This is a genomic window from Corynebacterium pollutisoli, from assembly GCF_900177745.1.
GTDB lineage: Bacteria > Actinomycetota > Actinomycetes > Mycobacteriales > Mycobacteriaceae > Corynebacterium > Corynebacterium pollutisoli.
Genome location: NZ_FXAR01000003.1, coordinates 260,012 through 275,142, shown reverse-complemented (window position 1 = coordinate 275,142; position 15,131 = coordinate 260,012). Strand labels below are relative to the sequence as shown.

Below are 15,131 nucleotides of genomic sequence, written 5' to 3'. Positions count from 1 at the left end.
CAGGCTCGCGGTGCGCTGCGACCGGTAGAGATCCACCGGCCCCTCCACCGGGTGATACAACCCCACGTAGTAGTAGTCCGCGGTGACCTGCTCCAGCATCTGCGCACCCGTCATCGTTGTCCCATCCGTCAATCCCAGCACGGTGTCGGAGCCCTCCCCGCGCAGGATCTGCACCCAGTCCGGCAGATGTACGACCACCTGCGGCACCGGGGCGACCGGGCCCCCACCCACCGGCCCGGCCTGCATCAACGCGTCATACAGCGCCTGCTCGTAACCGAGCTTCGGATTCTCCCGCCGCAACCTGCCCGCGGTGGGGCGCAGCCGGCCCAGGAAGCCGGTGATATGGCGTTCCGGGCCGGTGATGGTGATCGTGCGCAAGCCTTGTGAGTCGGTGTTCTTCCCACCCTTGATGGAACGTCGCCCGTAGGCCTGCTGCTCGACATCATCGACCGTGCGGTTGTAGTCGCGCACCCGGGCGGCAGCCGCCCGGTCGATCTCCCCCACCGTGCCCCGCAGGCCACACAACTCGACACGTAGTTCCCACTCGGTGACTGCGGCACCCTTGAGCAGTTTGCGGGTGTGCTTTTCCACCACACCCAACGCATCCAGGGACAGCCCGTCGGCTGCCACCCTTGCGGCGGCCTGCAGTCGCTTGTGCCGGGTGGGGCCGAAGTACACCCCCGCCAACCGGTCCCACGCCCCGGCATCCTTGAACCCGAGTGTTTCGATGCGCGACGTCGACAGGCGACCGGAGGAAAGCTCCTCCAGCACCCGCATGCCCCGCAGGGCCTGCAACGCCTCATCGATGTCCATGCCCCGGACGATAAACCGGAATCACGCGGGCGTCGACAAGCAACCAACCCGACCTGTGGACAACCCCCACCTATCCACAGAAACGGCCGATCAGCTGCGAGCGGCCCGACGCTGGCGGGCGAATTCTGATAGGACGACGCCGGCGGCGACGGAGGCGTTGAGGGACTCCACCCAGTCGGTCATGGGGACCGACATGATGACGTCGCAGTTCTCCCGCACGAGACGCGAGATGCCCTTGCCCTCGGAGCCGACGACGATGACCACCGGTTCAACGCCGCCGTCGTAGGTGTCGAGGGTGTGCTCACCCCCGGCGTCGAGTCCGACGACCTGGTAGCCGTTGCGCTGAAACTCCTTGATGGTGCGGGTGAGGTTGACTTCCCGCGCCACGGGCAGGCGGGCGGCGGTGCCGGCGGAGGTGCGCCAGGTGACGCCGGTGACGCCCGCGGAACGACGCTCCGGGATGACCACGCCATGGCCCCCGAAGGCGGCGACGGAGCGGATGACGGCGCCGAGGTTACGTGGGTCGGTGATGTTGTCGAGGATGACGAACATCCCCGGATCCCCGGTGGCGGCGACGTCACCGATGAGGGTGTGCACGTCGGTGTACTTGTACGGCGGGATCTGCAGGCCGATGCCCTGGTGGAGGCCGTTGCCGGTCATCTTGTCCAGCTCGAAGCGCGGGACCTCCTGGATGGGGATGCCGCGGGTGGTGGCCATCTGGACGGCCTCGCTGAGGCGGTCGTCGGCACCCGTGCCCTCGGCGACGTACAGCAGCGAGCCGGGCACCTTCGCGTGGAGGCACTCGACGACGGGGTTGCGGCCGACGACGAGCTCGTACGGGTTCTCCTGGACGTGACGTCCGGAGGCGCGGCGCTCGGCGGCCTTCTTACGCTTGTGGGCGGCGTGGTACTCGCGGTCCTCCGCCTTGGGGGTGGGGCCCTTGCCGCGCAGGCCGCGGCGGACCTGCCCGCCGGAGCCCTTGACGGCGCCTTTCTTGTTGGTGCGTCGGGCGCCGGGTCGTCCCTGCTTAGCCATGGAATCAGTCCTTCTTCAGCGACCACTGGGGGCCGTCGGGGGTGTCGGTGACGTCGATGCCGGCGGCGATGAGGCGGTCGCGGACGGCGTCGGCGGTGGCCCAGTCCTGGGAGGCCCGGGCGGTGGTGCGGCGTTGGAGTTCAGCGTCGACGAGCACGTCGAGGGCGGCCATGGCACCGTCGCTTGTCGACGCCCCCTCCGCCCACGTCTCATCCTGCGGATCGACGCCGAGGACGGCGGTCATGGCGCGGACGGAGGCGGCGATGCGGGCGGCGTCGTCACGCGAGCCGGAGGCGAGGGCGGTGTTGCCGGCGCGGACGGCGTTGTGGATCTCCGCGAGGGCGCGCGGGACGGCGATGTCGTCGTCCATGGCCGCAGCGAAATCCGCGGTCCACTCCCCCACCGGGACGGGGCCGACGCGGTCGAGGAAATCCTCGATGCGCCGGTAACCGGCGGCCGCCTCCTGCAGCGCGGCCTCGGAGTACTCCAACACGCTGCGGTAGTGGGCGGACCCCAGGTAGTAGCGCAGCTCGACGGGGCGCACCATCTCGAGCATGTTGGGCACGGACAGGACGTTGCCCAGCGACTTCGACATCTTCTCGCCGGACATGGTGACCCAGTGGTTGTGCATCCAGTAGTTGGCGAAGCCGTCGCCGGCGGCGTGGGCCTGGGCGATCTCGTTCTCGTGGTGGGGGAACTGGAGGTCGAGACCCCCACCGTGGATGTCGAAGGTGTCCCCCAGGTACCAGGTGGCCATGGCGGAGCACTCGAGGTGCCAGCCGGGACGCCCCTCGCCCCACGGGGTGGGCCAGGACGGTTCGCCGGGCTTGGCGGCCTTCCACAGGGCGAAGTCCTGCGGGGAGCGCTTGCCGGCGTTGTCGGTCTCGCCCTGCTCCATCTCCTCGACGCGGTTGCCGGACAGGGAACCGTAGTCGGAGCCCTCGGCGGCGACCCACGCGGCGACGTCGAAGTAGACGGACCCGGCGGCCTCATAGGCGAAGCCGCGTTCGATGAGGCGCTGCATGTAGGTGACCATCTGGGTGACGTGCCCGGTGGCGCGCGGCTCCACCGACGGGGGCAGGACATTGAGCTGGTCGTACGCCCAGGTGAAGGCGCGTTCGTGCGTGGACACCCACTCCCACCAGGGCCGGTCGTGCTCGGCGGCTTTGGTGAGGATCTTGTCGTCTATGTCCGTCACGTTGCGCACGAAGGCGACGTCGAGACCGGAGGCCAGCAACCAGCGGCGCAGGATGTCGAAGGCCACGCCGGAACGGACATGGCCGATGTGCGGCTGGGACTGCGGCGTCGCACCACACAGGTAGATCGAGGCGTGCCCCGGGCGGACCGGGACGAACTCGCGCTGCGACCGGGTGGCGGTGTCAAAGATACGGAGAGTCACAACTCACCATCCTAGACGCCCCTAGTTCTTCCGCGGCAGCTTGTTCTCCTCGACGAAGCGGTGGTAGTCACGGTGGTGGAGCTTCGAGGCGGCGGCCTCGTCGACGATGACCGTCGCCCGCGGGTGCGACTGCAGGACGGAGGCGGGGCACATGGTGGTCAGCGGCCCCTCGGCGAGCGCGGCGATGGCGTCGGCCTTGCCTTCGCCGGTGGCCAGAAGCAGCAGGTGCCCGGCGCGCTGGATGGTGCCCAGGCCCTGGGTGAGCACGTGGATGGGCACGTCCTCCGGGCGGTCGAAGAAGCGGGAGTTGTCGGCGATGGTCTGCGGCTGCAGCGTGTCGACGTGGGTGGGGCCGTTGAGGGCGGCGCCGGGTTCGTTGAAGGCGATGTGGCCGTTGGTGCCGATGCCCAGCAGCTGGACGTCGATGCCACCGTGGTCGATGATGGCCTGCTCATACTCCTGCGCAGCGACCCACGGGTCGGCGGCGGTGCCGTCGGGGCTGTGGACGCGGGAGTCGTCGAAGTCGACGTGGGCGGTGAACTCGTGGCGGATGGTGTGATGGTAGCTCTGCTCGTGCTCGGGGGTGAGGCCGACGTACTCGTCGAGGAGGAAGGCGGTGGAGTCGGCGAAGCTCACCTCCCCGGCCTCGTACAGGCGGATGAGTTCCTGGTAGGTGCCCAGCGGGGTGGACCCGGTGGCCAGGCCCAGGGTGGCGCCGCGGCGGGCGTAGTCGGCGAGGATGTCCGCCGCTGCAGCAGCGACGCCTTCCGCGTCGGAACGGATGAGAATGTCCATGTCGGCTCCTTGCGTGGACGGATCAGCTGCGTTCAATGGTAATTCCTCGGTGGATGATGTCGTGGACGGCGCCCTGGGAATCGAGGGCGACGGCCCCGGTGGCAGGGCGCGATGTCCCCGATGTGGTCACCTACGTCGAACACCCTGATGGGGGTGGTGGAGGTACGGTCGGCGGCGGCCCCTGGGAGCCGACGGTGTTGACCGCGGCAGGCAGAGGCGGAGCATGGACCTTTCGGTGGCGGAGATGAAGGGGCGATGAGGGTGGTGGCCCACCCCGCCCCCTCGTACGTCTGGCCCTCCCCTGGGCCCCACCGGGCATCTGTTGAGCGCACGGCACTGTTGCTGAACACCCGCAGAGCCGGGACTGCCTGAGTATGCGTCTACTGTCCCACCTGTACCGAGGGGCTTAGGGGGTTGCGGACATCAACGGCGCGGAAACCCCTCAATTCGGGGTTGGTTGTGGGGTGCCTCACACCTTCCAGACGACGGCGGTCGCGACCGCGGCCCGCCCCTCCCCGCGTCCGGTGAAGCCCATGTGATCGGTGGTGGTGGCCGCGATGGACACCGGGGCCCCGAGAATGTCCGAGAGCACCTGCTCCGCCTCCCCGCGACGCGGCCCCATCTTAGGAGTCTGCCCGATGAGCTGCGCGGCGGCGTTGCCGATGACGAAGCCCGCCGCCTCGACCGCCTCCCTCGCCTCGCGCAGCAGCTGCGCGCCGGAGACACCGTCGTACTCCCTGCGCCCCACCCCGACGAGTGTGCCCAGGTCGCCGAGCTGGGCGGCGGAGAGGAGGGCGTCGACAAGTGCATGGGAGACGACGTCGCCGTCGGAGTGCCCCTCGCACCCGTCGACGCCGTCGAAGAGGAGGCCCGCGATCCAGCAGGGCTTGCCCGCCTCGATCTGGTGGGCGTCGGTGGAGATACCCACGCGGGGCACGATCGGGTCAGTCATGGGGCACCTCGAAGATGGTCGGTTCGGCCTCGTCCGTGATGGTGCGGGCCAGGGTCATGTCGATGGGCGTGGTCACCTTGAACGCCATGGGATCACCCTGCACGGTGACGACGGGTACACCGTGCCACTCCATGAGGGAGGCGTCGTCGGTGGCCACGAAACCGGGGTCCTCCGCCCCGAAGTAGGCCTCGTTCGCGGCGCGCAGGCCGCTGAGCAGGAAACCCTGCGGGGTCTGCACGGCGCGCAGCGTCGACCGGTCCGGGGTCCCCTCCACCACGTCCCCGGCGACCTGCTTGATCGTGTCGGCGACCGGAATGACGGGGATGACGGCCGGCGCGCCCTCGAGCACGCGGCGCGCCACGCGGGCGATCATGCCGGGCGGGGTGAGCGCACGGGCGGCGTCGTGGATGAGCACGACCGCCTCGTCGTCAGTGATGGTCCGCAGACCGGCCCACACACTGTCGGCGCGTTCGCCGCCGCCGTGGGCGAGGCGGACGGGGACGGCGGCGTTGAGAAGCCCGGCCCGGGAGAGCACCTCCCGGGCGTAGGACTCCATGTCCGGGCTGACGAGCACCACCACCTCGTCGACGACCGCGGATGTGAGCATCGCAGCGACGGAACGCTCCACGAGGGTGCGCCCGCGGAGGCGGACGAACGCCTTCGGGACGGCGGCCCCCAGCCGGGTCCCCTGCCCGGCGGCGGCGATGAGGGCGACGACGCGCACTGTTCCTCCTCGGTGGGGCCCGGGTCTAGAGGTCGTCGTCCTCGTCGTCGAAGGTGAGGTCGTCGAGGTCGACGTCGATGTCGCCGTCCTCGAGGTCACGGGTGTCCTCCGCGTCGACCTCCACGTGGGCCTCGACCTTGACCATGAACTCGTCGGCCTTGGCCTCGTCGACCGTGTCGGCCAGGGCCAGCTCGCCGACGAGGATCTGGCGGGCCTTGGCCAGCATGCGCTTCTCGCCGGCGGACAGGCCGCGGTCCTGGTCGCGGCGCCACAGGTCACGGACGACCTCGGCGACCTTGTTCACGTCACCGGAGGCGAGACGCTCCTGGTTGGCCTTGTAGCGGCGGGACCAGTTGCCGGCCTCCTCCACATCCGTCTCGCGCAGGACGCCGAAGACCTTCTGCAGGCCCTCCTCGCCCACCACGTCGCGGACGCCGACGAGCTCGGCGTTCTTGGACGGGACGCGGACGACGAGGTCGGACTGGTTGATCTGCAGGACCAGGTACTCCAGCTCCTCCCCTCCCATCACGCGATGCTCGATGTCGGCGATCTTGGCGGCACCGTGGTGCGGGTAGACGACGACGTCCCCGACCTTGAAATCCATTCCCACTCCTTGTTGCGCGCGGTTGGCAGCACACTAGACGCACACTAGACCCAGCATTTTAGCACGCGGCCCGAGCGGGCCGTCGGCCGGTGATCTCCATCTAAGGTCTACCCCCGATCGCCCCCGCTTCCCCCCTGTGGCGAAACCGGATCCCCGGGAACTGTGTGCTCAGGGGTCAAAGAGACTAAGGTAAGCTTCCGAAACATCCTTGTGAACCATGAACTGATGGAGGACACCGAAGTGAAGTCCCTGAAGTCGGCCGCCCGTCGCGGCGGCATCATCTCCGCCGCCGCTCTGTCTGCGCTGGCACTGGCCTCCTGCTCTGCAGGCCAGATTACCCAGACCTCCACGCAGGTGGCGGCAGTCAACGGCGCGGAGGGCAACTCCGAGGACGGCACCGTCGCGGTCCGCGACGTCACCATCATCGTCGACGACGCAGGCGAGGCGGCTCTCAAGTTCACCGCCATCAACCAGGACACCTCGATGACCGAGCACACCCTCGAGTCCATCGACGTCAACGGCAACGACGTTCAGTTCGACTCCACCTCGCTGGCCCGTGACTGTGTCCTCGTCGGCGACTCCGCCGACCGCCTGGAGACCACCCCGCAGGCTGACGGTATCGGTTGCATCGAGTACACCGAGACCACCCTGTCCAACGACGACTTCGCCATCGGCGGCAACGTCCCGGTCACCTTCACCTTCGACTCCGGTGAGATCGAGGTCTACGCCACCATCTCCGGCCCGCAGCTGCCGGCCGGCTCCTTCTCCCGCGAGCCCGGCTCGGAGTCCGACTACACCAACCTGTAGTCCCCCCGCTTGTCGACGCCCGGTTCTCACCCGAGAGCCGGGCGTTCGCCGTTCCGGTGGTTAAGGTTGTCGGCATGGCCCGTAAACCCCGTTCCGTCCACACCTGCTCCGAGTGCGGCTACTCCTCCCCGAAGTGGCTGGGGCGCTGCCCGGACTGCGGCTCCTGGGGCACGCTCGTCGAGTCGGCCCTCGCCCCGAAGGCGGGTGGCGCGGCAGTGGCGGCGGTCTCCGGGTCGGTGCCCACGGGCCTGACCCCGAACGCCCCGGCCACCCCCATCACGCAGATCAGCGGCTCGGTGGCCACGTCGGTGCCCTCCGGGATCGCGGAGCTGGACCGGGTGCTGGGGTCCGGCGTGGTGCCCGGGTCGGTGGTGCTCATGGCGGGTGAGCCGGGCGTCGGCAAGTCCACTCTCCTGCTGGAGGTGGCGAGCAGGTGGGCGTCGCTGAGCGGGCGGAAGGCGCTGTATGTCACGGCGGAGGAGTCCGCCGGGCAGGTGCGCGTGCGCGCCGAGCGCACCGGGGCACTCAAGGAGACGCTGTACCTGGCGGCGGAGTCGAACCTGGACGTCGTGTTCGGGCATGTGGATCAGGTCAAGCCATCGCTGCTCATCATCGACTCGGTGCAGACCATGCACGCCCCCGGCGTGGAGGGCGTGGCCGGCGGCGTCGCCCAGTCGCGCGCCGTCACCGCCGCGCTGACCACCCTGGCGAAGACGTCCGGCATCCCCATTCTGCTCGTCGGGCACGTGACCAAGGACGGCAACGTCGCCGGCCCGCGGGTGCTCGAGCACCTGGTCGACGTGGTGCTCAACTTCGAGGGCGACCGGCAGTCCTCGCTGCGCATGCTGCGCGGCATCAAGAACCGTTTCGGCGCGACCGACGAGGTGGGCTGCTTCGAGCAGACCGCCGAGGGCATCCGCGAGGTCCCCGACCCCTCCGGACTGTTCCTCTCCCACCGGGGGCGCACGCCCGACGGGTCGGCGGTGACCGTCGCCATGGACGGCGTGCGCCCGCTGCTCGCCGAGGTGCAGTCCCTCACCGTCGATCCCGTGGCCAAGAACCCCCGCCGCGTGGTCACCGGCCTGGACACCAACCGCGTGCCCATGGTGCTGGCGGTGCTACAGGCCCGCGCGGGGGAACGCAGCAACGAGAAGGACGCGTACGTGGCCACCGTCGGCGGCGTCCGCATCACCGAGACCGCCACCGACCTCGCCGTCGCGCTGGCCACGTGGTCCTCCCTGCACGAGCGCCCCCTGCCGCCGAAGACCGTCGTCATCGGCGAGGTCGGCCTGGCCGGCGAACTGCGGCGCGTACCCAACCTGGGGCGCCGCCTCGCGGAGGCCGCCCGCCTCGGCTACGAGTACGCGGTGGTGCCCGCCGGGGAGAAGCTCACCGTGCCCGGGATGCGGGTGGCGGAGGCCTCCACGCTGCGCGAGGCGATAGCACTGGTGTCCCAGGGGTAGAATCGCCCCTCATGAGCCCCGCCACCACCCCGGTCCCCGCCACCCTGCGGGAAACCCTCGAACACCTCGCCCCGGGCACGGAACTCCGCGACGGCCTCGACCGCATCGTCCGCGGCCGCACCGGCGCCCTCCTCGTCATCGGGGACGGCCCCGAGGTCACCGACCTGTGCGACGGCGGCATCGAGTTCGACGTCCCCTTCGCCCCCACCCGCCTGCGCGAACTGTGCAAGATGGACGGCGCGGTCATCCTCTCCACCGACGCCACCCGCATCCGCCGCGCGAACGTGCAGGTGGTGCCGTCGCCGAGCTACCCGACGTCGGAAAGCGGGACCCGCCACCGCTCCGCGGAACGCACCGCCCAGCAGACCGGGCGACCCGTCATCGCGGTGAGCCAGTCTATGAACGTCATCACCCTCTACGTCGAGGGCAGCCGGTACGTGCTTGACAGCCCCGCCGCCATCCTGCAGCGCGCCAACCAGGCGCTGGGCACCCTCGAGCGCTACCGCACCCGCCTCGACCACGCCAACCAACGCCTGTTCGTCTCCGAGATCAACAATTACGCCACCGTGCAGGACGTCGTCGCCGTCATGCAGCGGGAACTGCTGGTCAAGCGGGTCGGCATCGAACTCGACCAGAACGTCCTCGAGCTGGGCACCGACGGCCGGCAGCTCAACCTCCAGCTCACCGAGCTGCGCGGCGACAACGACCGGGAGATCGACCTGCTCATCCGCGACTACCTCATCGCCGAGGGCCCGCCCTCGGACGACGACGTCCGCGCCGCCACCCAGGCCCTCGACCAGCTCGCCGACGCCGACCTGCTCAAGCCCGCCAACGTCGCCCGCATCCTCGGGCTGCCCGCGACGGAGGAGTCCCTCACGCAGTGGATCGTGCCGCGCGGCTACCGGGTGCTCAGCCGGGTGCCGCGGGTGCAGATGTTCCTCAAGCACAAGATCATCGCAGCCTTCGGCGACGTCAAGACGCTGCTCGACGCCACGGAGGAGGATCTCGCCGGTGTGGAGAACGTGGGCAACCTGTGGGCCCGCCACGTCCACGAGGGGCTGCGGCGGCTTACCTGACGGGGCCTACCCCAGGTTGAAGGTGTGCGCGTCGGAGGCCTTGTCGCCGATCACCGCGTGCAGGAAGAACGCGCCGGTGCCGACATCCTGGCGGTTGTTGCACTGGCCCGGCTGGGAGCCGAGGCGCGACCACACGGCCTGGAAGCGGCGCTCGTCGCCGGCCTCGAAGGTCTCCTCGCCGGTGAGCACCGACGGGTAGCAGTCCGTGTCGGCCCACACGCGCTCGTTGTTCTCCAGGTTGTACACCTCGAAGCGCAGTTCCTCGTCGTCGAGGTTGAGCTCGCAGTCCGCGGCGGTGGGATTCTCGACGGTCATGTAGAAGGTCGGCTGGTCGCCGTCACCGTAGGAGGGACGGTCCGAGCTGGCGACGATCCGCAGATCAGAGAGCTCGCAGGAGTTCTTCGGCTCCTCCGGCTCAGCGGACTCGGTCTCGGTCTCCTCCGGCTCGGAGGTCTCCGCGGCTGAAGTCTCCGTCGTCCTGCTTGCCGACGTCACCGCCGACGTCACCGCCGACGTCTCCGCCGTGGTGGTCTGCGCGGCGGTGGTGGTTTCGGTGTCGTCGCCGCCTCGGCCAGCGAAGGCCACGAGGCCCCACACCAGCAGTCCGACGAGGATGAGGATGACCACGGCCGCGGCGACGCGACGGCGGACGTAGATCTCTTCGGGGAGTCGGCGGGGGCTGCGGTTGGTCACGTCCCTCACTTTAATTGCGCACGGTTAGTGCAGGTGGGAACCTGCCGCCCCCGCGTGTCTGCTACTCGGCGCCTATTCGACACCGTCGGCGATGACCTGCTCGGTGGAGCCGTCGGACAGCAGGTAGCGCAGGCCGACGATGCCGACGCGGCCGTCGGCGATGCGCTCCTGCAGGGCGGAGAGGCGGTGCTTGATCTGGATGACGATCTCGATGACGTGCTGGCGCTCGTACCCGGGGCGGTCGTTGCGGCCGCGGGCGCGGGCCTCGAGGATCGACGGGGCGACCTTCTCGATGAGGATGCGCTCCAGTCCGTTGGGGATCTTGCCGCCGTCGAGGGCTTCGGCGGTGGCGGCGACGGCGCCGCAGGATTCGTGGCCCATGACGACGACGAGTTCCACACCGAGGCTCTTGATGGCGTATTCGATGGACGCCAGGACCGCGGGGTCGAGGATCTCCCCGGCGGTGCGGACCACGAAGAGGTCGCCGAGACCGACGTCGAAGATCAGCTCGACGGGGACGCGGGAGTCGGAGCAGGAGAGGACGACCGCGCGGGGATTTTGTCCGGCGCGCAGTTCCGTGCGGCGGAGGATGTCCTGGTTGGGACGTTCCTGCTGCTGATGGACGAAACGCTTGTTGCCGGCCTGCAGGGCCTCCCACACGGCCTGCGGGTTCTTGGCGACATCTTTCATGGGCATGACGGCAATTCTATACTTGCTCACCATGTTCGCTTCACGTCTGCTCCCCTGGTTCGACCTCCACGAACGCCCGTTGGCGTGGCGCGAGCCGGGTACCTCCGCGTGGGGCATTCTCCTCAGCGAGGTGATGAGCCAGCAGACGCCCGTCGCCCGCGTTGAACCGGTGTGGCGGGAGTGGATGCGACGCTGGCCCGACCCGGAGGCCTTCGCACAGGCCTCCCCCGCCACGGTGCTGCGCGCCTGGGGAAAACTGGGCTACCCGCGCCGCGCGCTGCGGCTGCTGGAGTGCGCGCAGCAGATCGTCGCGCTTCACGGCGGCCAGGTACCCAGCGACGTCGATGAGCTCCTGGCCCTGCCGGGTATCGGCGACTACACCGCCCGCGCCGTGGCGTGCTTCGCGTACGGGCGCAACGTGCCGGTCGTGGACACGAACGTCCGGCGCGTGGTGCGCCGCGCGGTGGAGGGACGCTACCTGGCCGGGACGGCGTCGAAGGCGGAGCTGGTCGCGGTGGCCGCGCTGCTGCCCCCGGAGCGGGGCCCACGGTTCTCGGCCGCGCTCATGGAGCTGGGGGCCCTGGTCTGCACCGCGACGTCACCGGCGTGCGGGGGGTGCCCGCTTCTCGACGACTGCGCCTGGGTAGCCGCCGGCTCCCCGCCACCCAGCGCGGAGGAACTGGCGAAGAAGAAGGTGCAGAAGTTCACCGGCACCGACCGCCAGGTGCGTGGGCTCATCATGGACGTGCTGCGGGGATCCGACGTCGCGGTGCCGCAGGCAGCGATCGACGTCGTGTGGCCCGACGATGTCCAACGTTCCCGCGCCCTGTTCTCCCTGCTGGAGGACGGTCTGGCCGAGCAGGACGAACGGGGTTATTTCCACCTGCCGCGGTAGCTGCCGCTCACGGGGTATTCGAGTGGGGGCATTAACCGGGTGCCGGGGTTCGACTACTCGATAAATGCCCTGACTCGAATACCCTCGTGGTCAGAGGGCGGTTATTTCCACCTGCCACGGTAGTTGAGGCCGCCGGGCAGCTTCACCCAGATGCCGCCACGGGAGTTGATGGTCACCGGGCCGATGCGGGTGGAGGCGGAGGCTCCCGAACCGGAGACGTTGATCCAGGAGTTCTTGCCGATCTTCTTGCGCTTGCGGTACGTGATGCCCATGGCGGCCAGTCTAGTTCGACCCCGTATGCAAAACCTGACGTACATACAAGTGGCGAACAGGGATTCTGCAGAGAATTGAACACCGTGCAGGTGAGCTCGTGCAGAAACGGCAGCGACGCCCGCTCCCCTGGGGTGGGAAGCGGGCGTCGATAAGCGGTTTAGGACTGCGGGGCCGGGGCCGCCCCACCGGCCGGACCCTCGTCGGGGCCGGTGGACAGGTCATCGGTGATCTCCGGGACGTCGGGGACGTCCGGGGTGATGGTTTCCGGGTCAGCCTCCACGTCACGCACCGCCTCGGCGGCCTCCGGAGAGATCTCCGAGAACGTGCCCTCCGGCAGCGGCTTCGGGCGCGGGGTGAAGGTGAAGGAGGCACCGTCGGTGTCCTTCGACTCGCCGTCCCAGCCCTCGACGTCGACGGTGACGATCTCACCGGCACCGAGCTCGCCGAAGAGGATCTTCTCACTCATGGCGTCCTCGACCTCGCGCTGGATGGTGCGGCGCAGCGGACGGGCACCGAGGACCGGGTCGAAACCACGCTGGGCCAGGAGAGCCTTGGCCTTGTCGGTGATCTCGATGCCCATGTCCTTGGTGGCCAGGGCCTTCTCGACGCGACCGACGAGCAGCTCCACCATCTCCACGATCTGCTCGCGGGTGAGCTGGTGGAAGACGACGATCTCGTCGATACGGTTGAGGAACTCGGGCCGGAAGTGCTTCTTCAGCTCGTCGTGGACCTTGTTCTTCATGCGCTCGTACTGGGCGTCGGAGTCCGTCTCCGCGGAGCCGGAGAAGCCCATGCCGACGGCCTTCGAGATGTCCTGCGTGCCCAGGTTCGAGGTGAAGATGAGCACCGTGTTCTTGAAGTCGACGACGCGACCCTGGCCGTCGGTGAGACGACCGTCCTCGAGGACCTGCAGGAGGGTGTTGTAGATCTCCTTGTGGGCCTTCTCGATCTCGTCGAAAAGCACGACGGAGAAGGGCTTGCGGCGGACCTTCTCGGTGAGCTGGCCACCCTCCTCGTAGCCGACGTAGCCGGGGGGCGCGCCGAAGAGGCGGGAGGCGGTGAAGCGGTCGTGGAACTCACCCATGTCGATCTGGATGAGGGCGTCGTCCTCGCCGAAGAGGAACTCGGCCAGGGCCTTCGACAGCTCGGTCTTACCCACACCGGACGGGCCGGCGAAGATGAAGGAACCGGAGGGACGCTTCGGGTCCTTGAGGCCCGCGCGGGTACGGCGGATGGCGCGGGAGACGGCCTTGACCGCCTCGTCCTGGCCGATGATGCGCTTGTGCAGCTCATCCTCCATGCGCAGCAGACGCGAGGACTCCTCCTCGGTGAGCTTGAACACCGGGATGCCGGTCCAGGAACCGAGGACCTCGGCGATCTGCTCCTCGCCGACCTCCGCGATCTCCTCGAGGTCACCGGAGCGCCACTGCTTCTCCTTCTCGGAGCGCTCCTCGCCGAGCTTGCGCTCCTTGTCGCGCAGACCCGCGGCCTTCTCGAAGTCCTGCGCGTCGATGGCCGCCTCCTTCTCGCGGCGGACGTCGGCGATGCGCTCGTCGATCTCCCGCAGACCCTCCGGGGCGGTCATACGCTTGATGCGCATGCGGGCACCGGCCTCGTCGATGAGGTCGACGGCCTTGTCCGGCAGGAAGCGGTCATTGATGTAGCGGTCGGAGAGGTTGGCGGCGGCGGCCAAGGCACCGTCGGTGATGGAGACGCGGTGGTGCGCCTCGTAGCGGTCGCGCAGCCCCTTGAGGATCTCGATGGTCATCTCGACGGAGGGCTCCGGCACCTGCACCGGCTGGAAACGACGCTCGAGGGCGGCGTCCTTCTCGATGTGCTTGCGGTACTCGTCCAGGGTGGTGGCACCGATGGTCTGCAGCTCACCGCGGGCCAGCTTCGGCTTCAGCAGGGAGGCTGCGTCGATCGCGCCCTCAGCGGCACCCGCGCCGACCAGAGTGTGGATCTCGTCGATGAACAGGATGATGTCACCGCGCTGGTTGATCTCCTTGAGCACCTTCTTCAGGCGCTCCTCGAAGTCACCGCGGTAACGGGAACCGGCGACGAGGGATCCCAGGTCGAGGGAGTAGACCTGCTTGTCCTTGAGGGTCTCCGGGACCTTGCCGTTGACGATGTCCAGGGCCAGGCCCTCGACGACGGCGGTCTTACCCACACCGGGCTCACCGATGAGGACCGGGTTGTTCTTGGTACGACGCGAGAGCACCTGCATGATGCGCTCGATCTCCTTCTCACGGCCGACGACCGGGTCGAGCTTGCCGTCCCGGGCCGCCTGCGTGAGGTTACGGCCGAACTGGTCGAGGACCAGCGAGTTGGAGCGGTCGCCGGGGCCGCCCTGCTGGGCACCGCCGCGGGCGGCACCGGTGCCGGCACCGACCGGGCCCGCACCCTGCTCGGGGGTGTTCTCCGGGGAGCCACCCTGGCCACCCTCGTAGCCGGAGAGCAGCTGGATGACCTGCTGACGCACGCGCGGCAGATCCGCGCCGAGCTTCACCAGCACCTGGGCGGCCACGCCCTCGCCCTCACGGATGAGGCCGAGGAGCAGGAACTCGGTGCCGATGTACTTGTGGCCCATCTGCAGACCCTCGCGCAGCGAGAGCTCGAGGACCTTCTTGGCGCGCGGGGTGAAGGGGATGTGACCGGTGTGCGGCTGGGTGCCGTGACCGATGATCTCCTCGACCTCCTGGCGCACGGCGTCGAGCGAGATGCCCATGGACTCCAGGGCCTTCGCGGCGACACCCTCACCCTCGTGGATAAGTCCGAGCAGGATGTGCTCGGTGCCGATGTAATTGTGGTTGAGCAGCCGTGCTTCCTCCTGCGCCAGAACGATGACGCGGCGCGCACGGTCGGTGAACCGTTCGAACATGTCCGTACCCCTAACCTTTGTGTCTAACTTG

General features: G+C 69.0%; 15 protein-coding genes. 4 read left to right on the top strand and 11 right to left on the bottom strand.

The window, feature by feature from the left end; translation table 11 throughout:
• The 7 genes from B9Y70_RS06170 to B9Y70_RS06140 form a co-directional block, all read right to left on the bottom strand.
• On the bottom strand, positions 1-813 hold an 813-nt coding region (locus tag B9Y70_RS06170), incomplete at its 3' end, for a hypothetical protein (RefSeq protein WP_085549375.1).
• 90 nt (positions 814-903) lie between these two features.
• Positions 904-1,848 carry a 23S rRNA (guanosine(2251)-2'-O)-methyltransferase RlmB gene (gene rlmB, locus B9Y70_RS06165; protein ID WP_085549374.1) on the bottom strand — a complete coding sequence of 315 codons (945 nt, stop codon included), beginning with the start codon at positions 1,846-1,848 and terminating at the stop codon, positions 904-906.
• A 4-nt stretch (positions 1,849-1,852) separates the two neighbouring features.
• Positions 1,853-3,247, bottom strand: a complete 1,395-nt coding sequence (gene cysS / locus B9Y70_RS06160; RefSeq protein WP_085549373.1) for a cysteine--tRNA ligase — start codon at positions 3,245-3,247, stop codon at positions 1,853-1,855.
• 21 nt (positions 3,248-3,268) lie between these two features.
• On the bottom strand, positions 3,269-4,042 hold the full coding sequence (gene nagB / locus B9Y70_RS06155; RefSeq protein WP_085549372.1) for a glucosamine-6-phosphate deaminase: 774 nt from the start codon (positions 4,040-4,042) through the stop codon (positions 3,269-3,271).
• Between the two features lie 469 nt (positions 4,043-4,511).
• On the bottom strand, positions 4,512-4,994 hold the full coding sequence (gene ispF, locus B9Y70_RS06150) for a 2-C-methyl-D-erythritol 2,4-cyclodiphosphate synthase (protein WP_085549371.1): 483 nt from the start codon (positions 4,992-4,994) through the stop codon (positions 4,512-4,514).
• Positions 4,987-5,718: a 2-C-methyl-D-erythritol 4-phosphate cytidylyltransferase gene (ispD, locus tag B9Y70_RS06145; protein WP_085549370.1), complete on the bottom strand. Its 732-nt coding sequence runs from the start codon at positions 5,716-5,718 to the stop codon at positions 4,987-4,989. The genes ispF and ispD overlap by 8 nt, the downstream gene beginning before the upstream one ends.
• A 25-nt stretch (positions 5,719-5,743) precedes the next feature.
• Entirely contained in the window at positions 5,744-6,322 is a 579-nt protein-coding gene (locus B9Y70_RS06140; RefSeq protein WP_085549369.1) for a CarD family transcriptional regulator, read from the bottom strand.
• A gap of 225 nt (positions 6,323-6,547) precedes the next feature.
• On the opposite strand from B9Y70_RS06140, the gene B9Y70_RS06135 reads away from it, so the two are divergent.
• The 3 genes from B9Y70_RS06135 to disA all read left to right on the top strand — a co-directional run bounded on the left by B9Y70_RS06135 (position 6,548) and on the right by disA (position 9,668).
• Entirely contained in the window at positions 6,548-7,129 is a 582-nt protein-coding gene (locus B9Y70_RS06135) for a hypothetical protein (RefSeq protein WP_085549368.1), read from the top strand.
• Between the two features lie 74 nt (positions 7,130-7,203).
• On the top strand, positions 7,204-8,592 hold the full coding sequence (gene radA / locus B9Y70_RS06130) for a DNA repair protein RadA (RefSeq protein ID WP_085549367.1): 1,389 nt from the start codon (positions 7,204-7,206) through the stop codon (positions 8,590-8,592).
• A gap of 11 nt (positions 8,593-8,603) precedes the next feature.
• Positions 8,604-9,668: a DNA integrity scanning diadenylate cyclase DisA gene (gene disA, locus B9Y70_RS06125; protein WP_085549366.1), complete on the top strand. Its 1,065-nt coding sequence runs from the start codon at positions 8,604-8,606 to the stop codon at positions 9,666-9,668.
• Between the two features lie 6 nt (positions 9,669-9,674).
• Here the strand turns inward: disA and B9Y70_RS06120 are convergent, their stop codons facing one another.
• Together B9Y70_RS06120 and B9Y70_RS06115 are read right to left on the bottom strand one after the other, a co-directional pair.
• On the bottom strand, positions 9,675-10,361 hold the full coding sequence (locus B9Y70_RS06120; RefSeq protein WP_085549365.1) for a hypothetical protein: 687 nt from the start codon (positions 10,359-10,361) through the stop codon (positions 9,675-9,677).
• A 72-nt stretch (positions 10,362-10,433) separates the two neighbouring features.
• Positions 10,434-11,057, bottom strand: coding sequence for a carbonic anhydrase (locus tag B9Y70_RS06115; RefSeq protein WP_085549364.1), 624 nt, complete (start codon positions 11,055-11,057; stop codon positions 10,434-10,436).
• Between the two features lie 25 nt (positions 11,058-11,082).
• On the opposite strand from B9Y70_RS06115, the gene B9Y70_RS06110 reads away from it, so the two are divergent.
• Positions 11,083-11,946 (top strand): HhH-GPD family protein, encoded by an 864-nt coding sequence (locus B9Y70_RS06110; protein ID WP_085549399.1) that lies wholly within the window; start codon positions 11,083-11,085, stop codon positions 11,944-11,946.
• Positions 11,947-12,047: 101 nt separating this feature from the next.
• Here B9Y70_RS06110 and B9Y70_RS06105 read toward each other — a convergent pair whose 3' ends face one another.
• Positions 12,048-12,218 carry a DUF4236 domain-containing protein gene (locus tag B9Y70_RS06105; protein ID WP_082028445.1) on the bottom strand — a complete coding sequence of 57 codons (171 nt, stop codon included), beginning with the start codon at positions 12,216-12,218 and terminating at the stop codon, positions 12,048-12,050.
• A gap of 158 nt (positions 12,219-12,376) precedes the next feature.
• Complete coding sequence (locus tag B9Y70_RS06100; protein ID WP_085549363.1) at positions 12,377-15,100, bottom strand: ATP-dependent Clp protease ATP-binding subunit; 2,724 nt, start codon at positions 15,098-15,100, stop codon at positions 12,377-12,379.
• Between the last annotated feature and the right edge of the window lie 31 nt (positions 15,101-15,131).

What these genes read in the sequence shown, in the direction of transcription:
- rlmB (WP_085549374.1), bottom strand. Translation starts at nt 1,848, where the DNA reads ATGGCTAAGCAGGGACGACCCGGCGCCCGACGCACCAACAAGAAAGGC.
- nagB (WP_085549372.1), bottom strand. Translation starts at nt 4,042, where the DNA reads ATGGACATTCTCATCCGTTCCGACGCGGAAGGCGTCGCTGCTGCAGCG.
- ispF (WP_085549371.1), bottom strand. Translation starts at nt 4,994, where the DNA reads ATGACTGACCCGATCGTGCCCCGCGTGGGTATCTCCACCGACGCCCAC.
- B9Y70_RS06140 (WP_085549369.1), bottom strand. Translation starts at nt 6,322, where the DNA reads ATGGATTTCAAGGTCGGGGACGTCGTCGTCTACCCGCACCACGGTGCC.
- B9Y70_RS06135 (WP_085549368.1), top strand. Translation starts at nt 6,548, where the DNA reads ATGGAGGACACCGAAGTGAAGTCCCTGAAGTCGGCCGCCCGTCGCGGC.
- radA (WP_085549367.1), top strand. Translation starts at nt 7,204, where the DNA reads ATGGCCCGTAAACCCCGTTCCGTCCACACCTGCTCCGAGTGCGGCTAC.
- disA (WP_085549366.1), top strand. Translation starts at nt 8,604, where the DNA reads ATGAGCCCCGCCACCACCCCGGTCCCCGCCACCCTGCGGGAAACCCTC.
- B9Y70_RS06115 (WP_085549364.1), bottom strand. Translation starts at nt 11,057, where the DNA reads ATGCCCATGAAAGATGTCGCCAAGAACCCGCAGGCCGTGTGGGAGGCC.
- B9Y70_RS06110 (WP_085549399.1), top strand. Translation starts at nt 11,083, where the DNA reads ATGTTCGCTTCACGTCTGCTCCCCTGGTTCGACCTCCACGAACGCCCG.
- B9Y70_RS06105 (WP_082028445.1), bottom strand. Translation starts at nt 12,218, where the DNA reads ATGGGCATCACGTACCGCAAGCGCAAGAAGATCGGCAAGAACTCCTGG.
- B9Y70_RS06100 (WP_085549363.1), bottom strand. Translation starts at nt 15,100, where the DNA reads ATGTTCGAACGGTTCACCGACCGTGCGCGCCGCGTCATCGTTCTGGCG.